This is a genomic window from Epibacterium sp. HA2-3 (genome assembly GCF_055693725.2).
The window spans coordinates 14,210-35,791 of sequence record NZ_CM172490.1 but is presented as its reverse complement, the minus strand read 5'-3'; the positions used below and the strand labels follow the sequence as shown (position 1 = coordinate 35,791).

Genomic DNA, 21,582 nt, shown 5'->3' with positions numbered 1-21,582 from the left:
CGCTCTCATGTGTTGCGCTTGCCCTCCTGACTGATCCAACTGGCAAGCGGCGTGGATGTGATACCATGCAGGAGGATCGACAGTCCGACCGTCAGAGAAACACAGGCGAGCAGCTCCTCCTCATTTGGGATGTCGAACTGATCCATCATCAACAGTGTGAACAGGATCGAAGCGAGGCCGCGCGGGCCAAACCAGCCCAGAAATAGTTTCTCGCGTGTGGGAAGGCCGCTTCCGATGAGCGACAGCAGGATCGGCCCCATGCGAACTACCGTCAAAAACAAGAGCGCCAAGACCAAAGTGGAGACGCCCGCATGAGCCAGCCCGTCTGGCAACAGGAATGCGCCGAACACCAGAAAGGCGGCCATCGTGAGCAACTGTCCTGCGCCCTCCATGAACTCGCTTATGAAATGAATGTTGTGACGATAGCTGTTGCCAAACACCATGCCCGCGACAAATGCCGCGATAAAACCGTTTCCGTGGATCAGAACCGCAAACAGATAGGCTGCAAAGGCTGTGACCAGAAACACGACTGCGCCCGCCGCCTCCTGCATGAGGTCACGGTTCTGCGCCCAATCCATCGCCCGCGCCGCAACCCAGCCAACCGCAATCCCCGCCAGAGGCCCAAGGATCACTTCGATGAGCGCCTCAAGAACGAGCCCCCCGGTATGCGCCTCGCCCGCAAAACCCGAAGCAAGTATCGCCCCCGTCAGCACAAAGGGAAGCACCAGCCCATCATTGAGGCCGCTTTCGACATTGATCGTCTGTGCGAGACGGTCCGGGACATCCGGGCTGTTCACAACCGCCTGCCCCAAGGCCGCGTCGGTCGGCGTCAAGACTGCAGCCGTCAGGAGCGCGACGGCGAGCCCGGAACTGGGGTTGAGCCAGAATGCAACCGCCGTGCCCGAGGCAATGGTGAGCGGCAACCCGATCACCAGCATCCGTGTCGGATACTGCCAGCCCCGTGCCAGGCTGCGCAATCGCACGTGGCTGGCATCGGAAAACAGCACGAGGATCAACGTCACCTCCGCAAGCCCTGCTTTGCCTTCGTGAATAAGCCCGGCGGGGATCACCTCACTGAGCGGCTTTGAGAGCAAAAACCCAAGCCCTGTAAACAAGATAGGCAGGGTCAGAACACTGCGATCTATCCGCTTGCTGAACAAGGAATAAAGCGCAAAGGCCAAAAGCACGAGCAGGATTAGAAAAGTCATATCAAGAGTATTTCCTCATGCAAAATATACCTCTCGCGACGTTTAAATCGGACGCGATTGGGCGCAACAAGGCGGCGAAAACGGCGCGCTAGAGTTTTATCACTCCCCTCAATGCGCGCGCTCAGAGGCTGCGATCCTTCCGCCCTCTGCGTTGACGTGCCCCCCTCTGGTCCCGTGGACCACGGCCAGCAGACAACAAATTTGACAGAAGCGGTAGTGCACTTTCCATCCAGTCCCCTTCAGGCTGGCTTATGCGGCTCAATGTCTACACCGGTTTGCACATGAGACATGTGGCAAGATTTTCCCGCTGCAGCGCAGTGGTTAGGTGCTAGCATGCGAGGATGATGCGGTTCTTAAAAACACTGGCTTTGATTGGCCTTACGCTTGCGGCATTTGTGATGCTCGCACGGCTTCTTTTTCCTTTGCCCGACATTTCCAATCGCGAGATCAGCTCGGCCCTTCCGGCGAGCGATCAGACTTCGATCGGGGCGACAGTTGCAGATCTGAGCGCGGCGCATGTCGGCCAGTCAGGGATCATCCCGCTGCGCAGCGGGACGGATGCGCTTGCAAGCCGGGTCGAACTGATCCGTCGCGCCGAAGCCTCGATCGACGCGCAATACTACATTTGGCACGACGACACCTCCGGGGTTCTCCTGCTAGAGGAATTGCGCAACGCGGCGCTGCGGGGCGTGCGGGTCCGACTTCTGCTGGACGATAACGGCGTGCCTGGGCTTGACGCAACAATGGCTACGCTCAACGCGCAACCCAATTTCGAAATCCGACTGTTCAACCCCTCAACGATCCGGCGCCCAAAGCTCTTGGGCTACAGCTTTGATTTCTTTCGTATGAACCGGAGAATGCACAACAAGTCCCTTATCGTGGACGGGGCGGTTGCGATCATTGGCGGGCGCAACATTGGCGACGAGTACTTCGACGTGCAGCGGGATGCATTTTATATCGACATGGATGCGCTGGCTGCGGGCAAAGTGGTGCCGGAAACGGCCACAGTCTTTGATGACTACTGGAACAGCCCCTCCGTTTTTGCGCTTGAGTCGATCGTATCATCCGATGGGGACCTGATTGCCTTTGAACAACGCGTATCAGAGGTGATGGCCACACCAGAGGCTCAAAGCCTTATGGGCGATCTGCAAAACAGTGCAGATAAATTCGCGCGTGGTGAGATGCCGATGGAGTGGACCAATGTTCGCGTGGTGGCCGATGACCCTGTGAAAGGTCAGGGCAGCGCGACATCAGATCAGTTGATGATCACTCGTCTGGGCGAGATCCTCGGCCAGGTCGAGACCCGCTTGGATCTAGTTTCGGCCTATTTTGTACCCGGGCGGCGGGGAACGGAGTACCTCACCGATTTGGCGGCTGCTGGCGTGGATGTGCGTGTGTTGACCAATGCGATGAACACCACGGATGTCTTGATGGTGCATTCTGGCTACACGCGGTACCGCCGCGCGCTGCTGGAAGCGGATGTTTCGCTCTACGAGTTGAAACTGCGCGCTCAGCTGTCGGCTGACGCCAACCGGCAACTCAAACCCTTTGGTCTTTCGGGGGCGAGCCTGCACGCCAAGACCTTTGCCGTCGACGGTGACCGCGTTTTTATCGGCTCTTTCAACTTTGATCCGCGCTCGGCCACCCTGAATTGCGAGATGGGGTTTCTCATCGAAAGTCCGACGCTCGCCGGGCAGGTCAGCGCAGGCTTTGACGGCCCACTCCTGACGGTGTCCTATCAACCGGCGCTGACACCCAAAGGCAAGATGATATGGCGCGAGCCAATCGAAGATGGCGAGACATTGATCTACCAGGAAGAGCCCGGCGCCACCTGGTTCCAGCAGATTGCAATCGCGGTAATTGGCGTGCTGCCGGTTGAATGGCTTTTGTGATCAAGAAAAGCGCTGCGGATCTCACAGCTCACTGATCTACGGGCAAGCCACTTGGGACTTCTGCGGGAACGCCAAGACGCCCCTTTGCGGCCTCTTCATCGGTGAGCGCGTGCAAGAAGGCAACAATGTCAGCCACTTCCGCGGCCGTAAGCGAGACCGGGTCGAGATCCACAGCGGCTATCAACGCGGCGCGCTCTGCCGCGTTGTCCTGGATCGTCCAGTCCTGGGCGCCTTCCAGTTGGGGTAGTACGGCTTGCGATTTGGAATAGCTGCTCAAGGATTGCTCTGGCGACAGATGATGCCACACGATGTCTTCTAGGGTCGCAAAGGCCCCCGAATGCCCATATGGCGCAGTTTGACCCACATTGCGCAAAGACGGCGTGCGGAAGGCAAAAGCATCCTCCGCTCGGCCCGTCACGCGGATACGGCCCTCGTCCCGACTATGAGTTTCAAAGCGCGCGGCCTTGCCCGGCCCGATCTGAGGCACGGCCAAGGCGTGAAAACCGTGGTCCGTCTGGAACCACCCAGTATGGCACTGGCTACAGTCCGCCGCGCCATAAAACAGCTCCATCCCGCGTTTGGCCGCTTTGGGCAGATCCCCCTGCCCCAGCATGTATGCGTCAAATGGGCTCATATCCGCGCGCCATTCAAAGCGAATGAAATCGGCAAGAACATTGCCAATGTCGGCAAAGGTAATGGGCGTGCCCTCGCCCAAGACCTCGTCAAATGCGACACGATAGGCCGGAATCGCCTCCACCCGCGCCGCGATTCTGTCCCAGGCCCCGCCCGGTGTTGAAAGCTGGCCCAGCCGCACCGCCTGCGCCACTTCGTTTTCTGAATAATGCCCGGCCATCTCGTCTGCGGAGAGCACCGGAAACATGGCCTGCGCGGCGAGCGCGTCATCAAACCCCGCAACCATATCTTCTCCCAAGGGGGTGCGGATGCCACCGGGATGATCGGGGTGATCCTCGAGCCGCCCGTCATGAAACATCACCGTGAATTCGGGCGCACCAAGATTCCAGAGCCCCGGCGCATTGCGGGGAATGCGTTGCTCGGGCAGGTTGGCTGGATCTGGTTTTCGGTCCGGGCCAAGGCCGATGCCCCCCTCGCCCAACCCCAGCGATAGCCCATCTCCTGTTCCAAGGCGTGGGTGATGACAGGTGGAACAGGCGATATTGCGATTGCCAGACAGGATAGGATCGTAAAATAGCAACTGCCCCAGCTCGACCGCAGCCATGTCCGGGGCGGGAAACGCTGGGCGCGGGCCAAGATCTGGGCGGCTCTGCGCCTGCGTGGCTGAGGCGCCCATGAGTGTCAGCAATATAAACCAGCGCATCAGATCCTCCCAAACTCAAGGCGCAGACGTTGCCGGTAGGGCCGTTCCGGCGTTGCGATCATGCTTGGAAACTGCGGCAGGTTTACCGCGTTGGCATAGCCCTGTGGCTCAATACAGACGCCCATGTCGGACCCGATCCGCTGTCCCGGCAAAGCGCCGGGCTGTTCTGGCAGAGCGCTGGCCGTGTAGATCTGCGCGCAGGGCTGATCGCTGATCACCCGCATCTGCAGACCGTCCGGCGCAATGAGAGAGGCTACTGGCTGCTCCGGGTCGCGACACTCATCAAACACCACGGCCACGTCACTGCCTTTGGTCTGCGGATCAAGTTCCGCAAAGCTGCGCCCCAAACGGAAATCATGGTGACACCCGTCAAGCGCCAAAAGCCTGCCATCTGGAACATTTGCATCGTCCAGTCCGAGGTAGCTTGTGGCATCAACCTGCAATCGATGCTCCCGGATCGACTGAGCGCCCCCCATGAGGTTGTAATAATTGTGCTGCGCAAGGCTGATTGGCGTTGGCGCCGTTACTTCGGCCGTCAGGTCATAGACAACCGCCTTTGCCTCAAGCGTTACCGTGAGGGCTATCTTGGCCGCACCGGGAAAACCACCCTCGCCTTCGGGCGAGTGATAGCGCAGTCGAGCCGTGTTTTCTGACAGGACCTCAAGGTTCCAGAACACATGACACAGCCCGTTGGCACCACCGTGCAGGAGGGTATCGCCCTCGTTGGGATTGAGCTGAAACCTCTGCCTGCCGAGTGTGAAACGGGCGTTCTTGATCCGTCCGGCGACGCGGCCTGCGATCACACCGAGGTAGCCTGGGTTGTGCAGATAGTCCGCTGGGTCCTGAAAGCCGAGGATCAGCGAACGGTTCTCCTCCAGAAGGCGCAGATCGCGGGTCACGGCCCCAAAGTTCAACAGGCTGATGGAAAGCCCGGCGCTTTGCAGTCGAGCTTCCTTCAGCATATGTCCACGATGGAGACCATGCTCCACGATCTGCGCATCTTTCATTCAGACAAACCGGTTGATGAGGTTCTCAAGATATTCCTGCCGCCCGGAGCGCGGCTTGGGGTTGATATCTTCGGCCTCGACACGCTTTGCAATGTCATCAAGCGAAAGTTTGCCCGCAAGCATGTCCTGCGCCGGATCGGTCTGCCAGCCTGCATAGCGGTCGGTAACAAATTGATCCAAGGTACCGTCCTCGATCATAGCCGCAGCCGCCTTGAAGCCACGCGCACAGATGTCCATGCCGCCGATATGCGCCATCAAGAGATCCTCGGCATCAATGGACTGACGGCGCAGCTTGGCATCAAAGTTGGTGCCCCCTGTCGTGAACCCGCCATGTTTCAGGATGTGGTAATAGGCCAGCGCCACCTCGGGCGTGTTGTTGGGGAACTGATCTGTATCCCAGCCCGACTGGTAATCATTGCGGTTCATATCAATAGAGCCAAAAATGCCCAGCGCTTGCGCCGTTGCGATTTCGTGTTCAAACGAATGGCCCGCAAGAATCGCATGCCCCTGTTCGAGATTGAGCTTCACCTCGTTTTCAAGCCCGTGACGCTTGAGGAAACCGTAAACGGTGGCCGCGTCGTAATCGTACTGATGTTTGGAGGGCTCCTGCGGCTTGGGTTCCACAAGGATCGCGCCTTTGAAGCCAATCTTATGCTTATACTCGACCACCATGTTGAGCATCCGGCCCATTTGCTGATCTTCCTGTGCGAGGTCGGTGTTCAGCAACGTCTCATAGCCTTCGCGACCGCCCCAGAGCACATAGTTCTCGCCGCCCAAACGGTGGGTGGCATCCATGCAGGTTTTGATCGTCGCCGCCGAAAACGCAAAGACGTCCGGATCCGGGTTGGTCGACGCCCCAGACATGTAGCGGGCGTTTGAAAAGAGGTTCGCGGTGCCCCAGAGAAGCTTCACGCCGGTCTCTTCCTGCTTCTGCGCGAAATAGTCGACGATCTCGTTGAGATTGCGTGTGTTTTCCGCAAAATTCGCCCCTTCAGGCCGCACGTCCGCATCGTGGAAGCAGTAGTAGGGCGACTGCAGCAGCGTGAACATCTCGAAGGCCACATCGGCCTTGAGCTTGGCGGCGTCCATCGTGTCCTTGAACCAAGGGCGATCAAAGGTCTGACCACCAAACGGATCACCGCCCGGCCACACAAAGTTGTGCCAGTAGCAGGTTGCAAACCGCAGATGCTCTTCCATCCGCTTACCGAGGATCACCTCGTCGGGATTGTAATGTCGAAACGCCAGCGGGTTGGTGCTGTCTGCCCCTTCGAACGTGATCTTGGAAACATCGCCAAAAAAACCAGTGGTCATGTCATGAGTGCCTTCATGTTAGGATAAAGCGCGCGATACCGGGCATATGACGTATCATAGGCCTCGATGAGATCACTGCGCGGATCAATAGTGTGAGAGATGGGCGGCGCGCGCATAACGGTCGCCAGATCGGCGCCGGTCGCTGTCATAGCCAGACGTGCCGCGCCCAATGCGGCACCAAATTCGCCTTTGTCGGGGATGTCGAGCGATACCCCAAGCACGGTTGCAAGGGTCTCGACCCAGTAGGGTGAACGGGTGCCGCCACCGACTGCCAGCAGTCGGGTGAACGACGTGTCGGTGCCCTTGAGCGCCTCTAGGCAATCGCGTAGGGCAAATGCCACGCCCTCCATCACTGCCTGTGTAAGCTCTGCCGGGCCGTCGCCTATATCCAGCCCCGCCAGTGTGGCGCGGATCTGCGCATCATTATGCGGCGTGCGTTCGCCGGACAGATACGGCAAAAAAGTAATGCTGGAAGGTCCTTTGACCTCATTTGGCAAGCGCCCCGCGAGGGTCGCGGGGGTCTGACCCAAAGTGCGTGACAGCCAGTTCAGACAATCGGTCGCCGCGAGGATCACCCCCATCTGATACCAGGTCTGAGGCACCGCATGACAGAAGGTATGAACCGCAGATGCTGGGTCGGGTTTATAGGCCGACTTGGCTGCCAAGAGCACGCCGGAAGTGCCAAGGCTCACAAACCCCTCCCCCTCGCGAAAACAGCCCGCGCCACAGGCCGCAACGGCGTTATCTCCACCGCCACCTGCCACAACCACAGAGCCCTTGATGCCCCAATCGGCCCGAAGATCCGCGCGCAGCTCCCCGCCGGCTGCCGAGCCTTCGACCAGATCAGGCATCTGATCGCGGCGCATGCCTGAAGCCTCAAGCAGTGTCGGCGACCAGTCGCGCGCCCCCACATCGAGCCAGGATGTCCCCGCACTATCGGACATGTCCGAAATATAGGAACCAGTAAGCCAGAAGCGCAGATAATCCTTCGGCAAGAGAACCTTGGCGATTTGCGCGTAGATGTCTGGCTCGTGAGTTTTGACCCAAGCCAGCTTTGGCGCGGTAAAACCCGGAAAGACGATGTTCCCTGACAGATCCCGCACGCCTTCGGTGCCATCGAGTTCGGCAGCCTCTATTGCAGAGCGCGTATCGTTCCACAGGATACAGGGGCGCAGAACCTTGCCATCCGCGTCCAGAAGGGTTGCGCCATGCATATGGCCGCTGAGGCCGATGCCACGCAAGGCGGATATGGCTTCTGGATGCTCGCCTCTCAGCTCTGCAACCGCGCTCTGGCACGCAGTGATCCAGTCCTGCGGGTCCTGTTCGCTCCACCCGGTTTTCGGATGAGAGACTCCGTACGCCGCATCTGCCACGCCAATGACATTGCCGCCCTCATCGGCCAGCAATGCGCGCAGCCCCGACGTCCCCACGTCAAGACCCAAAAACATAGATGTCCTCCCAATCGCCACGCGCGCACGCCAACGAGGGTCATGCACATATTTAATTCGGCTAGTAAAATAAAAACAGATACGTCATTCGCTGTCAATCTTTGCAACAACAAAACTCTCGCACCCTTCCAACACAGCGCCGATGGCAACCATCAGTGGCTCTGGTCCAGCTTGATCCGCCGCCCTCTGCCTGTTGAGTTCGCCCCTCAAAGAGCCTATGTCGGCATCAACCCATTTTCATCGCACGATCAGGGACCGCGCCGTGGCCACGCATCTTTACCAACACGATTTGCCAGATTCCCTCGATCTCGGACCTGTGGTGGCAATTGACTGCGAAACCATGGGGCTCAACCCGCATCGCGATCGTCTCTGCGTTGTGCAGATGTCGAGCGGCGACGGCGACGCGCATCTTGTGCAGATCGCAAAGGGGCAAACCGACGCTCCGAACCTGACCGCGATGCTTACCAACCCGGATGTGCTCAAGCTGTTTCACTACGGGCGCTTTGACATCGCGGCACTCTACCATCGCTTTGGAGCGCTGGCGGCGCCGGTCTATTGCACCAAGATCGCCAGCCGTCTGGTGCGCACCTATACGGATCGTCACGGGTTGAAAAACCTGACCCAAGATCTGCTCGGCCAAGACATCTCCAAACAGCAGCAAATGAGCGACTGGGGCGCGGAAACACTCACGCGGGCGCAAATGGATTATGCGGCCTCGGACGTTCTACATCTGCACCGATTGCGCGACGCCCTTGATCAACGCCTTGTGCGCGAGGGGCGTAGCGACCTTGCCCAGGCCTGTTTTGACTTTCTGCCGACACGGGCGCGACTGGATTTGGCCGGCTGGCCAGACACCGATATTTTCGCCCATTCCTGACATCACCCAGCCGTGACTTTGCCCTGAAGACACGCAATGACATAGAAGACACAAGAGAAAGGAGACACCGCAATGGATCGCTATTCCCGCGTCGTCTCTTATCTCAAAGTGGCGCTGCCACTCACGGCCTTGGCGCTCTTGTCGACATTGTTCCTGATCTCACACAACATCAATACGGACCCCTCGATCCCGTTTGCCGAGATCGAACTGGAAAACAGGCTGCGCGGCCAACAGGTTACTGCTCCGTTTTTCACCGGCACCACGGCCACCGGACAGGAGATCACGATTGCTGCAACGAAAGCGCTTCCGGGCGGTGATGGCGAAGGGGCTTCGGCAAGTGATCTCGAGGCAGAAATCCTCACCACCGAGGGACGCCGCATCTTATTGCTCTCGGATCGGGGCTCTATTCGACCGGACCAAGACCTTGCCGTCCTGGTGGGCAATGTCCGTATTATCACGGCAGATGGCACCCGCGTGGAGTCCGAGCGCCTCAACGCAGAGCTCAGTGGACTTCAGGTGGTCAGCCCCGGCCCGGTCACCGCACAAGGGCCAATGGGCGATTTTAGCGCCGGGACAATGCGGATCTTCACGGATTCGAAGAACGCCCCGGTACATATAGAGTTCACGGAAGGCGTAAAGCTGGTGTACGATCCTGCAAAAATAGAAAGATAACCCGTGCGACGACTGACATTTGTTATTCTTCTTGGTTTGATTTGCATCTTGCATGCCCCATCCGCCGCAATGGCGCAGGGGACAGGCGTCTCCTTTGGGGTGCTGCAAACGGACACTTCGCAGCCCGTTGATATTGCCTCTGACAATATGAGCGTAAATCAAGAAGATGGCTCTGCGTTGCTGACAGGCAATGTGCTGATTATCCAGGGCGAAATGCGCCTGAGTGCGGACAACGTGCTTGTGGTCCGGCGCACCGAGGGCAATGGGATCGAACGCCTAGAGGCGCGTGGCAACGTTCTGCTCGTAAGTGGCGAGGATGCTGCCGAGGCGCGCGAGGCGGATTACACCATTCAGAGTGGTACCGTGGTGATGCGTGGCAATGTGCTTTTGACGCAGCAGGGCAATACCCTTGGCGCAGAGCAGATGACGGTCAATATGACCACCGGGAATGCCACGCTGAGCGGCCGCGTGCGCACCACCCTGCCGGGCAGTGGCGGCAACTGATGGCAAAACCAAAACTAGAAGTCACCTCCGGCTCGTCGGGTCTGCGCATTGAGAAGATGCGCAAAAGCTATCGCAAACGTGTGGTGATCCGTGACGTCTCGATGGAACTGAACCGCGGTGAGGTCGTGGCCTTGCTGGGGCCAAACGGCTCGGGCAAGACCACGAGTTTTTATACCATTGCCGGGCTGGTTTTCCCCGAAGCTGGGCGCGTCACACTGGACGGGCAGAATGTCACCTCGCTGCCGATGTATCGCCGCGCCCGACTGGGTATCGGCTATCTGCCCCAGGAAATGTCGATTTTTCGCGGCCTTTCCGTCGAGGACAACATCTCGGCAGTTCTGGATATTGCCGTTTCTGACGATCACAAACGTCGCGAGCGCCTAGAAGAGCTGCTGTCGGATTTCTCGATCGAGCATCTGCGCCGCGCACCCGCGCTGGCGCTGTCCGGTGGTGAACGGCGCCGGGTCGAGATCGCGCGCTGTCTCGCGGCCGATCCCAAATATCTTCTGCTGGATGAACCCTTTGCAGGTGTTGATCCAATCTCTGTTGGCGACATCCGCAACCTCGTTGCAGACTTGAAGAACCGCGGCATCGGCGTCCTCATTACGGACCACAATGTGCGCGAAACGCTCGAAATCGTGGACCGGGCCTATATCCTGCATGATGGGCAGGTCCTGATGTCCGGCAGCCCCTCGGAAGTGGTCGAGAACGAAAACGTCCGGCGGGTCTACCTCGGCGACAACTTCCGGATTTCCTGATCTCAGAGCCAGTCCCACAGTGCAGGCGCATGGGCGTGGGCATAACCCTTGCGCGCGGAGTCATTGGCAGGGGCTCGCCGATAAGTTGTCCCACACTTAAAAATGCAGTCTGAATTCCATTGACTCCGTCCGGGGTTTGGCATCGAATTGAAGTATGGCACATGTGCAAACCGCAGCAGTCTCCGCTTTGATCCCGCTTTCGGGATCCCGGTTTCTGCACATTGCATTTCGTGCCCATCCTTCCTGGCGATCCTGACATAGACCGTGCGAACATGCGCACTGTGCTGTGCGGACCCGGGCAAAACAAAAAGGAGATCACATGCGTTACAAAGTCAGCGGAAAACAGATCGACATCGGCGAATCTCTGCAAACCCACGTAGAGACTGAGTTGAGTGCGGTTCTGGAGAAATACGCAGGCCGACCGACCGATGCTCAGGTCGTTTTCTCCCGCAACGCGCATGAATTTGTCTGCGAAGCAATCGTGCACCTGTCTACCGGCCTGACATGTCAGGCCAAAGCCCATGCCACTGAGATCTATGCGTCTTTTGAAAGCTGCCTTGAAAAAATGGACAAGCAGCTGCGCCGTTACAAGCGGCGTCTGAAGGACCATCACCGCGATCGCGCCGAGCCGGTTGAACTTATGGGGGCGAGCTCGTATATCCTCGCGTCTGAAGAAGCGGAATCCGACCAGGAACCGGACTCGCTGCAGCCCATTATCGTGGCGGAGATGGAAACCAAGATCCCGTCTCTGTCGGTCGGTGAGGCCGTGATGCAGATGGAGCTTGCGGGCTCCCCGGTTCTCGTGTTCCGCAACGAAGGTAAAGACGGACTGAACGTGGTGTATCGGCGTGAAGATGGCAACATCGGCTGGATCGATCCCTGATTGAATTCCGAAGGGGCCAAGATAAGGCCCCTTCACCCCGAATGGAGCAGTGGCAATGCAGATTTCGAACATCCTCACGCAGGAGGCCGTCCGCGTTATCGGTGCGGCGTCGAGCAAAAAGCGCCTGTTTCAGGAAGTCGCCGAGGTCGCACAAACCGCCTATGGCCTGAAGGCATCGCTCACCGTTGAGGCATTGCTGGACCGCGAAAGCCTGGGTCCAACTGGCGTTGGCCATGGCGTAGCCCTGCCGCACGCTCGGCTGAGCGGCATTGACCGGGTGGTGGGTGTCTATGTCTCCTTGGAAAAGCCACTGGATTTCGGTGCCGTTGATCGCCAACCCGTCGACATCGTTTTTGCGCTTCTGGCGCCCGTTGATGCCGGCGTGGAACACTTGAAAGCATTGGCGCTGGTCTCTCGCACCCTGCGCGAGCAGAGCTTTTGCACCAAGCTGCGCGCAAACCCGGATACAGCGACCCTGTACACAATCCTGACCGAAAGCCAGTCTGTACAGGCGGCCTGAGTCCCGCGTTTCCTCGCACCCAAGCAGTAGAAAACCCGAACTGGCCTGCGCCGAGATCGGGCAGGATCAGGCGCTAGCGCTCGATCCTGGGCGACCAACTGTCAAAACCGAACGTCAAATAGTCGCGGGTGTAAATCGACCGGCACAGGATCTCGAGCGCGTCATCGTAAATCTCCGCCAGTGCGATCGGCTGATCCGCGGGCACAGGGGGAACTTCCGCCGGAGACATCCGACCCAGCTTGCGCGCAAGCCACGGTAGATCTGTTGCAAGATCCTCTTCACGCAGGATCAGATCCGGCGCACCCAACTCAGCAAATCCGCTGATGCTCTGCGCCTGACTTGCCCAGCGTGCATCCACCCGGATCGCGGTCTGGCCCGCAAGGTTGGACTTGAGAAATGTCAAAAACTGCCCAAACGCCTGACGGTGTCTCTCGCGAGAATAGCCAACATCAATGCCATCTTGCGGAATATCCAGATGAAATTGGCGCCGCAACGTATTGCGGATATGCTTCATGCTTCCGGGCCCATTCGGCAGGATCTTGGTACAGAACACATGGTGCGCACGCGCCAATGGGTGACGCACAACCGTGAAACTGCGGTGCCCCGGATTCGCATAACGCCACTGGCGAAGCTGCTTTTGGTTCATGCCGGTGATCAACCCTTCGGCCGGGACTTTGTCGAGCCCCCCGATCCACTCGCTCACATGAGACTCAAGCCCATTCCGCACTGGCATATAGAGGATCGGCGTCACCACTCCCGCAACATATCCGGGAACGGAGGGACCGCGGCGTGGCTCAAAATTCGGCGTGCGTGTGAGGTTGAACCGGTCCATCCCCGCAAGGGCCTCGGTCATTTCCTCGGGGTTTTCGACCTTGGCAATGACGGGCGCGGGGTTTTGACGTTTTAGACTGTCGTCCAGCGCATCGAGCCGCGCATCCACCCCTAGCCAAGTCGCCAAACCATTCATGACCTCAAGGCTCTGAAGATCCTCATAAGCGACATAAAACGCCGTCTGCCCTGTGCGTTGCAATTGGTTCAAGACAGCGATCTGGAATTCTTGGAGGCCATCCACATGGGCGCCAAATTCCTCTGCATCAAAGACCGCCTTGGCCTCCTTGCGCCGCTTTACATTGGTCAGCTTCCACTGCCCTGTCGTCCGAGCGATCTTCCACGATACATAGCTGTCGAGCGGGTTCCGGGTCAGAATGATCTTGGCAACCTGCGGGTCGTTCAGGATCCTCTCAAGGATCCGGGGATCATGGTCATGGAAATAGCGAAAGCCGCACAGCCCCTCCGCCGCGTGGATCGCGTCCACGAGCGCATGCGGATCGTCATCGCGTGCTTCTCTGGAAACCTCGAGGATGGACTCTTGGTTTGGATAGCCAATGAAATGAGGATTAAACGCCTCTCCCAGACAGCTCACGCCTCTAAGAGCATTCAGATTGGCTTCGAGAAAGTTTGAGCCGGTGCGCATCTCTGCCAGCACCACGAAGGATGTGAAATCGGCGGACATCAGGGATTACTTCACGATATAGGTTTTGCGCGCCTGGCGCATGGGTTGCTTTGGCGCAGAGCGCGCGGGGAAATCCCCCATCAAATAGGGGTGCATCCCCTGATTTTTCAGATTTTGCAGGAACTGGCCAAACCCTGTGAGATCCACCATCTGCGGCGCTTCTAGGATATGGCTACGGGACATGGGACCGATCTCATCCACGATGGTTTGCAGGTTTTCCATCGGCGCCTCGATAAACTCCGCCATGCTCCAGACCCGGATCCGGGCATGGGTCCAGCGCCCTCGCAAGATCTTGAGATGCTCAGCCTCAATGCGCTGCAGCTTTGCCGCCTCGCGCCTAAGATCGCTAAAGCTTCGGTTAGTCTTAAACAGGGACACAGACCATGCCCCAGAGATCACCGAGATCTGCGCATTGCTGTCCTGCGCGATAAACCAGTTGATGCTCTGGGTGTCATGGGGTCCGAATTGGAAACACTGCCGCTCGCCGCGTGTGTTCCAGATCAGGTTCGACAGAAAGCTCTGGGGGTTTCGATCACGCAGGAGCGCACTGTCGCTCAGACAGCCGTTGAACAGCCTCTGCTCCCCCGCGAATTCGGCCCGTTCAGGCGCAAAAAGATGGCCATGCACGCGCGCACCGGTTGCGCGCGCCAGCCAGCTTTCAAAATCCTCAAACAATTCGGAAAAACCTTGAAACACCGAATACGGCCCACAGGTCTGCGGGCTTTCGACTCCTTTGGCGGGAAAGCGGCTCTGCATGTAGAGCCCCTTGCGCCCTCGGATGCGACGCTCCACCGCTTTGGCAAAAATCCTGTCGATCTTGCCCGGATTGGGCTCTGTGCGGTTGATGTCAGTGGCCGATGGGCACAGGAAGGCCTGATAGAGCCGCTCTGCATGCGGCCAGATCTTGCGCGCGACAAAACAGTCGGAACGCCGCAAGAGTTGCAGGTGATCGTCATAGAACACATGCGGTTTGCCCTGATAGTCGAACTTCGAAAGGGTCAGTGACCGGCTCTCGATATTGTCGGAATGGAGCCGGGCAAGCGTTTGATAGTAGCTCTCGTCCGGGATCCAGACGTGACGAAAATACGCGTCATACCGCGCTCTCTCGGCATCCGTGAGAATGGCGGTCAAAGTGCGTCGAGTAAGGCACCACCATTGGCTCCCCATGTGGGGGACCAATCCGGCCGGGATCCGACGTCGCAACTTCAGTTTCCGTTGCAGCCGGACATAGCGATCAAACAGCTTGCGGTGCCGTTTCCAGGAGAAGGGAAACCGCATCGTAAAGCGCTCGGTGCTGAGACCCCCAACGATCCATGGGACATCCGAGGTTGTGGCGCTTTCGATGAAATCAATATCGGGCCGGGCCGCGAGGTAGGTCTGCAGCTCTTTCACCGGGCGCAACGGCAGGCAGGACCCGGAGGTCAGATAGATGTGGCTCACATCCGGGAACTCGGAGAGCATCAATTCAGACGCGCTTTGAGAGGCGGCCACAATGCCCCAGGTCCCCCATTCACATCTGTGGCGGCGCGAAAAGCGCACCAGAGGATCGTCTTTCAGGCGCGCGCAGAACTCCTGAAACACCTGTTTGCTCACTTGCCGGTCTACATGCAGCACTACTGGGCAGCCCGCGGCGGTCCAGTGGCGCACGACCTGCTCGGCCCGCTCGAGGGCCGTATGCACCAACATGATCACGCCAACGTTGCTCATGCCCAGTTTCCTTTGGACATGAGGCCAAGAATTTCCAACTGGCGCCAGTTGATGTATTTCTCACTCCACTTGCACCAAAGCTCCGGACTGCTCTCGGCTTCTTTGACATAGGCCTGGTATTCGACCGACCCTGCATAATGTTCGCGCCGCTTCAACTCCTCTTCCGCCTTGGCCGGAAAAGTGTCGAGGAACTTCGTATGCATCAGGATCCCGCTGGCCTTCTCGCCACCATTGATTTCATAGACCTGATTGAGCCCGCGCGGCAAAAGCATGTGGGTGGAGCTGACGTAGGCATAGCGCCGATCCCACTTGACCAGAGGGATTTTATTGAGGGCAGGCGCCAGTTTGGGGCGGTCGGCAAAAAACACCCGCGCCCGAGGCCCGCCTTGGATCCACAAGTTACCATAGCGCTTGTTGCGCGTGATCGAATAGTTGCCGCTGTCAAACCACTGCGTGATCTCAAGGGGGTCCTGACCGGGCTTATACGGCACCTCATCCACACGACCTTTGGGATACATATCCAGCAGCATGGCCGAGAAACTGCGGATCTGAGAGCTGTCGAGCCAATCGGTCAGCGCCCGGATCGGACGCGTATCGCAGAACGGATAAACAAAAAGCTCATCCGCATCGACCACGAGACACCAGTGCCCGTGACCATATTTGCGCAGTAGGGCGTTGGCCCAGTCGACACCAAAGGTGGCGCGCTTATAGCTGCCTTGCGCGTTCCAGACCGATACATCCTGCAGGCCAGCCAAATAGCCCTGTGCCCCATCGGTGGATCCATTGTCGATGAACAGAAAGTGGTTCACCCCAAGGCTGCGGTAATACTGCAGAAAATAGGGCAGGCGGATCTGTTCATTACGAAAGGTGCAGACGAGGAGAATATCGCCCGGGCGGATGCGAGAGGTATTATTTTGCACGCAATGCAGGTTTCGGGACTTGCGCAACGCACGCAGGATCCGGCGCTTGCGCCTGATCCGCATCCGGTAAGAATCCCAAAGCCCCAAATCTGTGTCCCCGCTCTTCGGAGTCTGCCCCAAGACCCCGATACAGGCATGGCTCGCCTCAAGCCACGCAAGGTCGCATCAATATGTCATGTCCACGAATAGGAAACAATGTGTTTAGAACTGGTTACGTTGTCCACCCGCAACGGTGGTACGCGCGTCAAATCCCCGACAAAGCCCGAGCTCGGCCAACTGTTCGGGGCTGTGATACTCTTGTGAATCTGGATGCCAGAAATCAGGCTTGGTTTCAATCTGTGCGTAATACCCCTCAAAGAGGGTCGGGTTGTGGAAATGCTCTGCGCGGCTGCGCTCCTGTTTCGACTTGCTTACGATTTCTGGCAGGAACTTGGTGTGAAGGAGCACGCCCGAAGGTGCCTGTCCTTCGGTCCCACCATAAATCGCGTTGAGCCGAGGCGGCAAAAGCGCATGCGTCGCATTCGTGTAAGCGTAGCGCCAATGCCATCGCATGAGCGGGATCTTGTTGAGCGTCGGAGCCCGCTCTGGGGTGTCAGCAAAGAACATGCGCGCCCGCGCGCCACCCTGAAGCCAAAGGTTGCCCTGCGGGGCCTGCCGCACAGCGTGATAGGGTGACGCATCAAACCACCGGAGCACCTCTGTCGGGTCTTGCCCAGCGCGATACTCTTGAGTGCCGAGCGGCCCCTTTGGGTAGAGGTCAAGCATCAGCGCGCCAAATCCCTCCAGCCCAATCTGATCCAGTCTTTGCGTGAGCATTGGCAAGTCCATCTGATCCATGCCGGGATAGACGAGCAGCTCGTCGGCATCGACCGTCAGGCACCAATGACCACTGCCGTAATGCATCAGCAACCAGCCCGACCAATCAATCCCAAAGCGGCTCGCGCGATAGCTGTCGTGGGTTTGCCAAAGCGAGAGATCGCCACGCCGGGCTTCGCGTTGCAGCAGGGCAAGGCTGCCATCTTCGCTCGTGTTGTCCACCACCAGAAAATGCGCTGCGCCAAGCCGACGATAATAATCCAGAAAATATGGTAGGCGCTGCGCTTCATTGCGCAGCACCACCACCACGAGAATATCATTGCGCCCTATGTTGGTGGTGTTGTCGACGATGCACCGAAGCTGTCGCTTTGCCCGATAGGCCCGCCACAGACACCGCCGCCGCTTCAGGCGCAACCGGTAGGCGGCCATCAGCGAGATCTTGGGCATCGGCGGTGCGCTCACCTCAGCGCTCGTAGTAGCCGCTTTGGTGCCAGCGCCATGCGTCAGAGATCATCTGGTCCATGGTGGAGCGCTTCGGCTCCCAGCCCAGTTCCTCTCCAGCGCGCACCGAGCCGGACACCAGCTTGGTACAGTCGCCCGCACGGCGCGGGCCGATGACATGCGGCACTTCGGTATTCGTTACGGCATGAGAATGCGACAGCACTTCCTTGACGGAAAACCCGGTGCCGGTGCCAAGGTTGAACACGCGGCTGCCTTTGCCATCCTCAAGCCATTTCAGGCCAAGGATATGAGCATCCACCAAATCGCAGACATGGACATAGTCGCGAATGCAGGTGCCATCTGGGGTGTCATAGTCGGTCCCAAACACAGTAAGCGCCGCCCGCTCGCCTTTGATCGCCTGAATCATCAGTGGCACCAAATGGGTTTCAGGCTGGTGGAACTCTCCCACCTCGGCCTCAGGATCTGCGCCCGCGACATTGAAATACCGAAAGATCACGCTGCGCAGGCCATGCGCGGCTTCGAAGTCTTTCAAGATATCCTCGACCGCCCGCTTGGACGCACCATAGGCATTTAAAGGCTGCTGCGGAGTATTCTCGTCCAGAACCACATTGTCGTGCTCGCCATATGTCGCGCAGGTGGACGAAAAGACGAAATCCAGACATCCTGCCGCCACGGCTGCCTCAATCAGGCAGAGCGAGCCGCCAACATTGTTCGCCCAATACCGTCCCGGCTCGGACATCGCCTCGCCCACCTGGCTCAGGGCTGCAAAATGCATCACGGCCACGGGTTTATATTGTGCAAACACCTCATCAAGGCGGCCCCGGTCGGTCAGATCGCCTTGTTCGAAGGGGCCGAACTTCACCGCATCCTGCCAGCCCGTGACCAGATTGTCATATGTGACTGGCGTATAGCCTGCCTGTTTCAGAGCTTTACATGCGTGCGAGCCAATGTAGCCCGCCCCTCCTGTGACCAGCACATTGGCCATGCGTGTCTGCCTCCCGGCTTTGGAATTCTGCTATGATTTTCTCAGAAGCCGCCCCCCTTTTTCAAAGGGAGCAGGCTTGATCGTTTAAAACGCGGTAAAGCTTATTCAGCAGCCTGTCGATGGGCCGACAGGGTCGAAAGATACTCCATGAGATCATCGCGCAGTTCTTCACGTTCCAACGCAAAGGCCACCGTAGCCTGCAAGAACCCAGACTTGGAGCCACAATCAAAGCGGCGCCCTTTGAAACGGTAGCCACAAACCGGCACGTCCCGCGCAATATCCTCCGCAATCGCGTCGGTCAGTTGGATCTCCCCGCCCGCCCCTTGTTTGCGCTTATTGAGATTCTGAAGCACCGAAGGCGACAAAATATAACGCCCGATCACTGCGAGGTTCGAGGGCGCTTCTTCGGGGCTCGGCTTTTCGATCATCGCATTGATCGGCATCACGGCATCCTTGCTATCCTTGACGTCGAGGATCCCGTAAGACGACGTTTTCTCTGGCGCAACTTCCATCGCTGCCACCATGTTGCCGCCGGTTTCAGCATAGGCTTCGACCATCTGCTGAAGGCAGGGCTTGTCGGCCGCGATCACATCGTCAGGCAGCATCACCGCAAATGGCTCATCCCCGATCAGACGGCGCGCGCACCAGACCGCATGGCCCAATCCCAGCGCCTTGTGCTGACGAATATAGGCAATATCTCCTGATCCCATATTGGTCGCCTTGAGAACTTCGAGAAGCTGATCCTTGCCCTTTTTGCGCAGTTCCTGTTCCAGAACAGGCGCGTGGTCGAAATAGTCTTCAAGCGCCCCTTTGCCGCGAGATGTCACAAAGATGAATTCCTTGATGCCAGCAGCGCGCGCCTCGTCGATGGCATATTGCACGAGAGGCCGGTCAACGAGAGTCATGATCTCTTTGGGCACAGACTTCGTGGCAGGCAAAAAACGCGTGCCAAGACCGGCAACAGGGAAAATAGCTTTTGTAACTTTTCTAGGCATTTACACTCTCGTTGGTCTATCAAAGACGACTTGGAACTGGGTCTGGCTCAACTCTTCCACCACAGTAACATAACTCTATCGCAATCCTGTGACGGCGTCACAGGTTTCCGACCCAAGGCGAGAAAATTCGCCTATTTCGCGGGCATTCGCCTATTCGACGCCCATTTTTCGCATCATTTCTTCGATTTTCGGCCGATCTTCTGGGTTGTTCAGCTCCCAGAACTCCCGTCCTCTTGCATCGACTTCGACACAGAGAATCTTACGGCCATTCTCCAGGAACCTCAGCTGTTCGAGGCCTTCTAGTGTCTCAAGCGGACCAACTGGCCACGTGGGATAGGCCAGAAGCGCGTCCGGGCGGTAGGCGTATACGCCAACGTGATGAAAGACTGGAGTGCCCTCTGTGTCAGTATAACTGCCAGACTGGAATGGGATCACTTCCTTGGAAAAATAGAGCGCGCTATGGTCTGCCCCAAAGACCGCAGTGGTTCCCCCAACGCGCCCAGCACGGCGATCCTCCAGCAAGCTGTTGAGCGTGGCGCCATCACAGCGCAGCACGGGCGTCGCCAGCCCCATTCCTTCTGCCGCCTGAAGGCCATTGATCAGATCCTCGATGAACCAAGGCGGTGTCAGTGGGGCGTCGCCCTGAAGGTTCACCACCACCTCATAGCCTCCCCCGAGGGCTGCATGCGCCTCGGCGCAGCGCTCGGTACCATTGGCGCATGTCTCTGAGGTCATTACGACCTCAGCCCCAAAGGCTTCTGACGCCGCTTTGATGCGATCGTCATCTGTTGCAACCACCACGCGGTCCACGCCATTCACGGCGCAGGCCGCACGCCAGGAGCGCTCGATAAGCGACCGTGTCTTACCTGTAGCACCAGTCAGCTCAGCCAAAGGCTTACCGGGAAACCGTGTAGAGGCGTAGCGCGCGGGAATGACAATCAGAACAGACATTTACGCGTCTTTCAACTCGACCGCAGGCGCGTGGGCGATAAAGAACGGGTTCGCAAACCCTTCCTTGCCGTACCGCAGCGGGCTGTGATCATCAAAACGCACAACGCGGCCACCCGCGCCCGCAAGAACAGCATGCCCTGCCGCCGTATCCCACTCCATCGTGCGGCCAACGCGCGGATAAAGATCGGCCTCGCCCGTCGCAACAAGGCAGAATTTCAACGAAGACCCTGCGCTGCGGGTGTCTTTCACGCTGTATTTGTTGATGTAATCGTCTGTGGCCTGATCGCGGTGGGATTTCGACGCGACCACCAGCAGAGCGCTATTGTCGCTCTCAGCCACTTTGAGCGCCGTGGTCTCGCCCACTTCATTCTTGCTGAAGGGGCCTTTTTCCTCGACCGCTGATCCATCGGCAAGAGTGTAGAACATACGGTCTCTGGCGGGCGCGTAGACCACACCGCGCGTGGGCACGCCTGCCTCGACATAGGCGATATTGACGGTGAAGTCGCCACGGCGATTGATGAATTCCTTGGTGCCGTCCAGAGGGTCAACAATCAGGAATGTATCGCCTGTTGCGCTATGAGACTCGGCTTGCTCTTCGGTGACGAGCATCACGTCCGGAAAAGCCGAGCGCAGCCCCGCCGAGATCAATGCGTCTGCCGCCTCGTCCGCAACGGTAACAGGGCTATCGTCTGATTTCTGCTTCACGTCGAAATCATCGGAGTTGTAGATCTCCATGATCTTGTCGCCCGCTTCCAGGGCCAAGCGCCGCATCACCACTACCAGATCATCATAATTCACTCGGAGTCTCCCAAAGACC

General features: G+C 58.3%; 20 protein-coding genes. 7 read left to right on the top strand and 13 right to left on the bottom strand.

What is annotated here, in order from left to right; genetic code table 11:
- Positions 1-5: 5 nt before the first annotated feature.
- Positions 6-1,208, bottom strand: a complete 1,203-nt coding sequence (locus tag ACZ1HH_RS00160; protein WP_472636986.1) for a cation:proton antiporter — start codon at positions 1,206-1,208, stop codon at positions 6-8.
- A 341-nt stretch (positions 1,209-1,549) separates the two neighbouring features.
- Here ACZ1HH_RS00160 and ACZ1HH_RS00155 point away from each other — a divergent pair, with 341 nt between their 5' ends.
- Complete coding sequence (locus ACZ1HH_RS00155) at positions 1,550-3,100, top strand: phospholipase D family protein (protein ID WP_472636985.1); 1,551 nt, start codon at positions 1,550-1,552, stop codon at positions 3,098-3,100.
- Positions 3,101-3,128: 28 nt separating this feature from the next.
- Here the strand turns inward: ACZ1HH_RS00155 and ACZ1HH_RS00150 are convergent, their stop codons facing one another.
- From ACZ1HH_RS00150 to xylB, 4 genes are read right to left on the bottom strand one after another with little or no spacing between them, the layout of a single operon-like run.
- Entirely contained in the window at positions 3,129-4,436 is a 1,308-nt protein-coding gene (locus ACZ1HH_RS00150; RefSeq protein ID WP_011537402.1) for a cytochrome-c peroxidase, read from the bottom strand.
- Positions 4,436-5,443 (bottom strand): aldose epimerase family protein, encoded by a 1,008-nt coding sequence (locus ACZ1HH_RS00145; protein WP_472636984.1) that lies wholly within the window; start codon positions 5,441-5,443, stop codon positions 4,436-4,438. The genes ACZ1HH_RS00150 and ACZ1HH_RS00145 overlap by 1 nt, the downstream gene beginning before the upstream one ends.
- On the bottom strand, positions 5,444-6,754 hold the full coding sequence (gene xylA / locus ACZ1HH_RS00140) for a xylose isomerase (RefSeq protein WP_472636983.1): 1,311 nt from the start codon (positions 6,752-6,754) through the stop codon (positions 5,444-5,446).
- Positions 6,751-8,202, bottom strand: coding sequence for a xylulokinase (gene xylB / locus ACZ1HH_RS00135; RefSeq protein ID WP_472636982.1), 1,452 nt, complete (start codon positions 8,200-8,202; stop codon positions 6,751-6,753). Before xylB ends, xylA begins: the two co-directional genes overlap by 4 nt.
- 262 nt (positions 8,203-8,464) lie before the next feature.
- On the opposite strand from xylB, the gene ACZ1HH_RS00130 reads away from it, so the two are divergent.
- The 6 genes from ACZ1HH_RS00130 (at position 8,465) to ACZ1HH_RS00105 (ending at position 12,416) form a co-directional block, all read left to right on the top strand.
- Positions 8,465-9,079 (top strand): ribonuclease D, encoded by a 615-nt coding sequence (locus ACZ1HH_RS00130; protein WP_168610101.1) that lies wholly within the window; start codon positions 8,465-8,467, stop codon positions 9,077-9,079.
- A 72-nt stretch (positions 9,080-9,151) separates the two neighbouring features.
- The gene (lptC, locus tag ACZ1HH_RS00125; RefSeq protein ID WP_011537397.1) at positions 9,152-9,751 is read left to right on the top strand and encodes an LPS export ABC transporter periplasmic protein LptC; all 600 of its coding nucleotides are present in this window, start codon (positions 9,152-9,154) and stop codon (positions 9,749-9,751) included.
- 3 nt (positions 9,752-9,754) lie between these two features.
- A complete protein-coding gene (lptA, locus tag ACZ1HH_RS00120) occupies positions 9,755-10,255 on the top strand; it encodes a lipopolysaccharide transport periplasmic protein LptA (RefSeq protein ID WP_472636981.1) in 501 nt (166 codons plus the stop codon).
- Positions 10,255-11,013 (top strand): LPS export ABC transporter ATP-binding protein, encoded by a 759-nt coding sequence (gene lptB, locus ACZ1HH_RS00115; protein ID WP_011537395.1) that lies wholly within the window; start codon positions 10,255-10,257, stop codon positions 11,011-11,013. The genes lptA and lptB overlap by 1 nt, the downstream gene beginning before the upstream one ends.
- Before the next feature lie 319 nt (positions 11,014-11,332).
- Positions 11,333-11,896: a ribosome hibernation-promoting factor, HPF/YfiA family gene (gene hpf, locus ACZ1HH_RS00110; protein WP_011537393.1), complete on the top strand. Its 564-nt coding sequence runs from the start codon at positions 11,333-11,335 to the stop codon at positions 11,894-11,896.
- Positions 11,897-11,951: 55 nt separating this feature from the next.
- Entirely contained in the window at positions 11,952-12,416 is a 465-nt protein-coding gene (locus ACZ1HH_RS00105; protein WP_011537392.1) for a PTS sugar transporter subunit IIA, read from the top strand.
- 73 nt (positions 12,417-12,489) lie between these two features.
- On the opposite strand, the gene ACZ1HH_RS00100 is transcribed toward ACZ1HH_RS00105, so the two are convergent.
- From ACZ1HH_RS00100 to cysQ, 8 genes are all read right to left on the bottom strand, one after another.
- Entirely contained in the window at positions 12,490-13,929 is a 1,440-nt protein-coding gene (locus ACZ1HH_RS00100) for a nodulation protein NodH (RefSeq protein ID WP_472636980.1), read from the bottom strand.
- Between the two features lie 6 nt (positions 13,930-13,935).
- Positions 13,936-15,636, bottom strand: a complete 1,701-nt coding sequence (locus ACZ1HH_RS00095; RefSeq protein ID WP_472636979.1) for a DUF5927 domain-containing protein — start codon at positions 15,634-15,636, stop codon at positions 13,936-13,938.
- Positions 15,633-16,619 carry a glycosyltransferase family 2 protein gene (locus ACZ1HH_RS00090; protein WP_472636978.1) on the bottom strand — a complete coding sequence of 329 codons (987 nt, stop codon included), beginning with the start codon at positions 16,617-16,619 and terminating at the stop codon, positions 15,633-15,635. The genes ACZ1HH_RS00095 and ACZ1HH_RS00090 overlap by 4 nt, the downstream gene beginning before the upstream one ends.
- A 138-nt stretch (positions 16,620-16,757) precedes the next feature.
- On the bottom strand, positions 16,758-17,819 hold the full coding sequence (locus ACZ1HH_RS00085; RefSeq protein ID WP_416369355.1) for a glycosyltransferase family 2 protein: 1,062 nt from the start codon (positions 17,817-17,819) through the stop codon (positions 16,758-16,760).
- A 16-nt stretch (positions 17,820-17,835) separates the two neighbouring features.
- On the bottom strand, positions 17,836-18,819 hold the full coding sequence (galE, locus tag ACZ1HH_RS00080; RefSeq protein WP_168610107.1) for a UDP-glucose 4-epimerase GalE: 984 nt from the start codon (positions 18,817-18,819) through the stop codon (positions 17,836-17,838).
- 101 nt (positions 18,820-18,920) lie between these two features.
- A complete protein-coding gene (gene galU, locus ACZ1HH_RS00075; protein WP_011537386.1) occupies positions 18,921-19,814 on the bottom strand; it encodes a UTP--glucose-1-phosphate uridylyltransferase GalU in 894 nt (297 codons plus the stop codon).
- A gap of 150 nt (positions 19,815-19,964) precedes the next feature.
- The gene (locus tag ACZ1HH_RS00070; RefSeq protein ID WP_472636977.1) at positions 19,965-20,765 is read right to left on the bottom strand and encodes a 3-deoxy-manno-octulosonate cytidylyltransferase; all 801 of its coding nucleotides are present in this window, start codon (positions 20,763-20,765) and stop codon (positions 19,965-19,967) included.
- Positions 20,766-21,563: a 3'(2'),5'-bisphosphate nucleotidase CysQ gene (gene cysQ, locus ACZ1HH_RS00065; RefSeq protein ID WP_472636976.1), complete on the bottom strand. Its 798-nt coding sequence runs from the start codon at positions 21,561-21,563 to the stop codon at positions 20,766-20,768.
- Between the last annotated feature and the right edge of the window lie 19 nt (positions 21,564-21,582).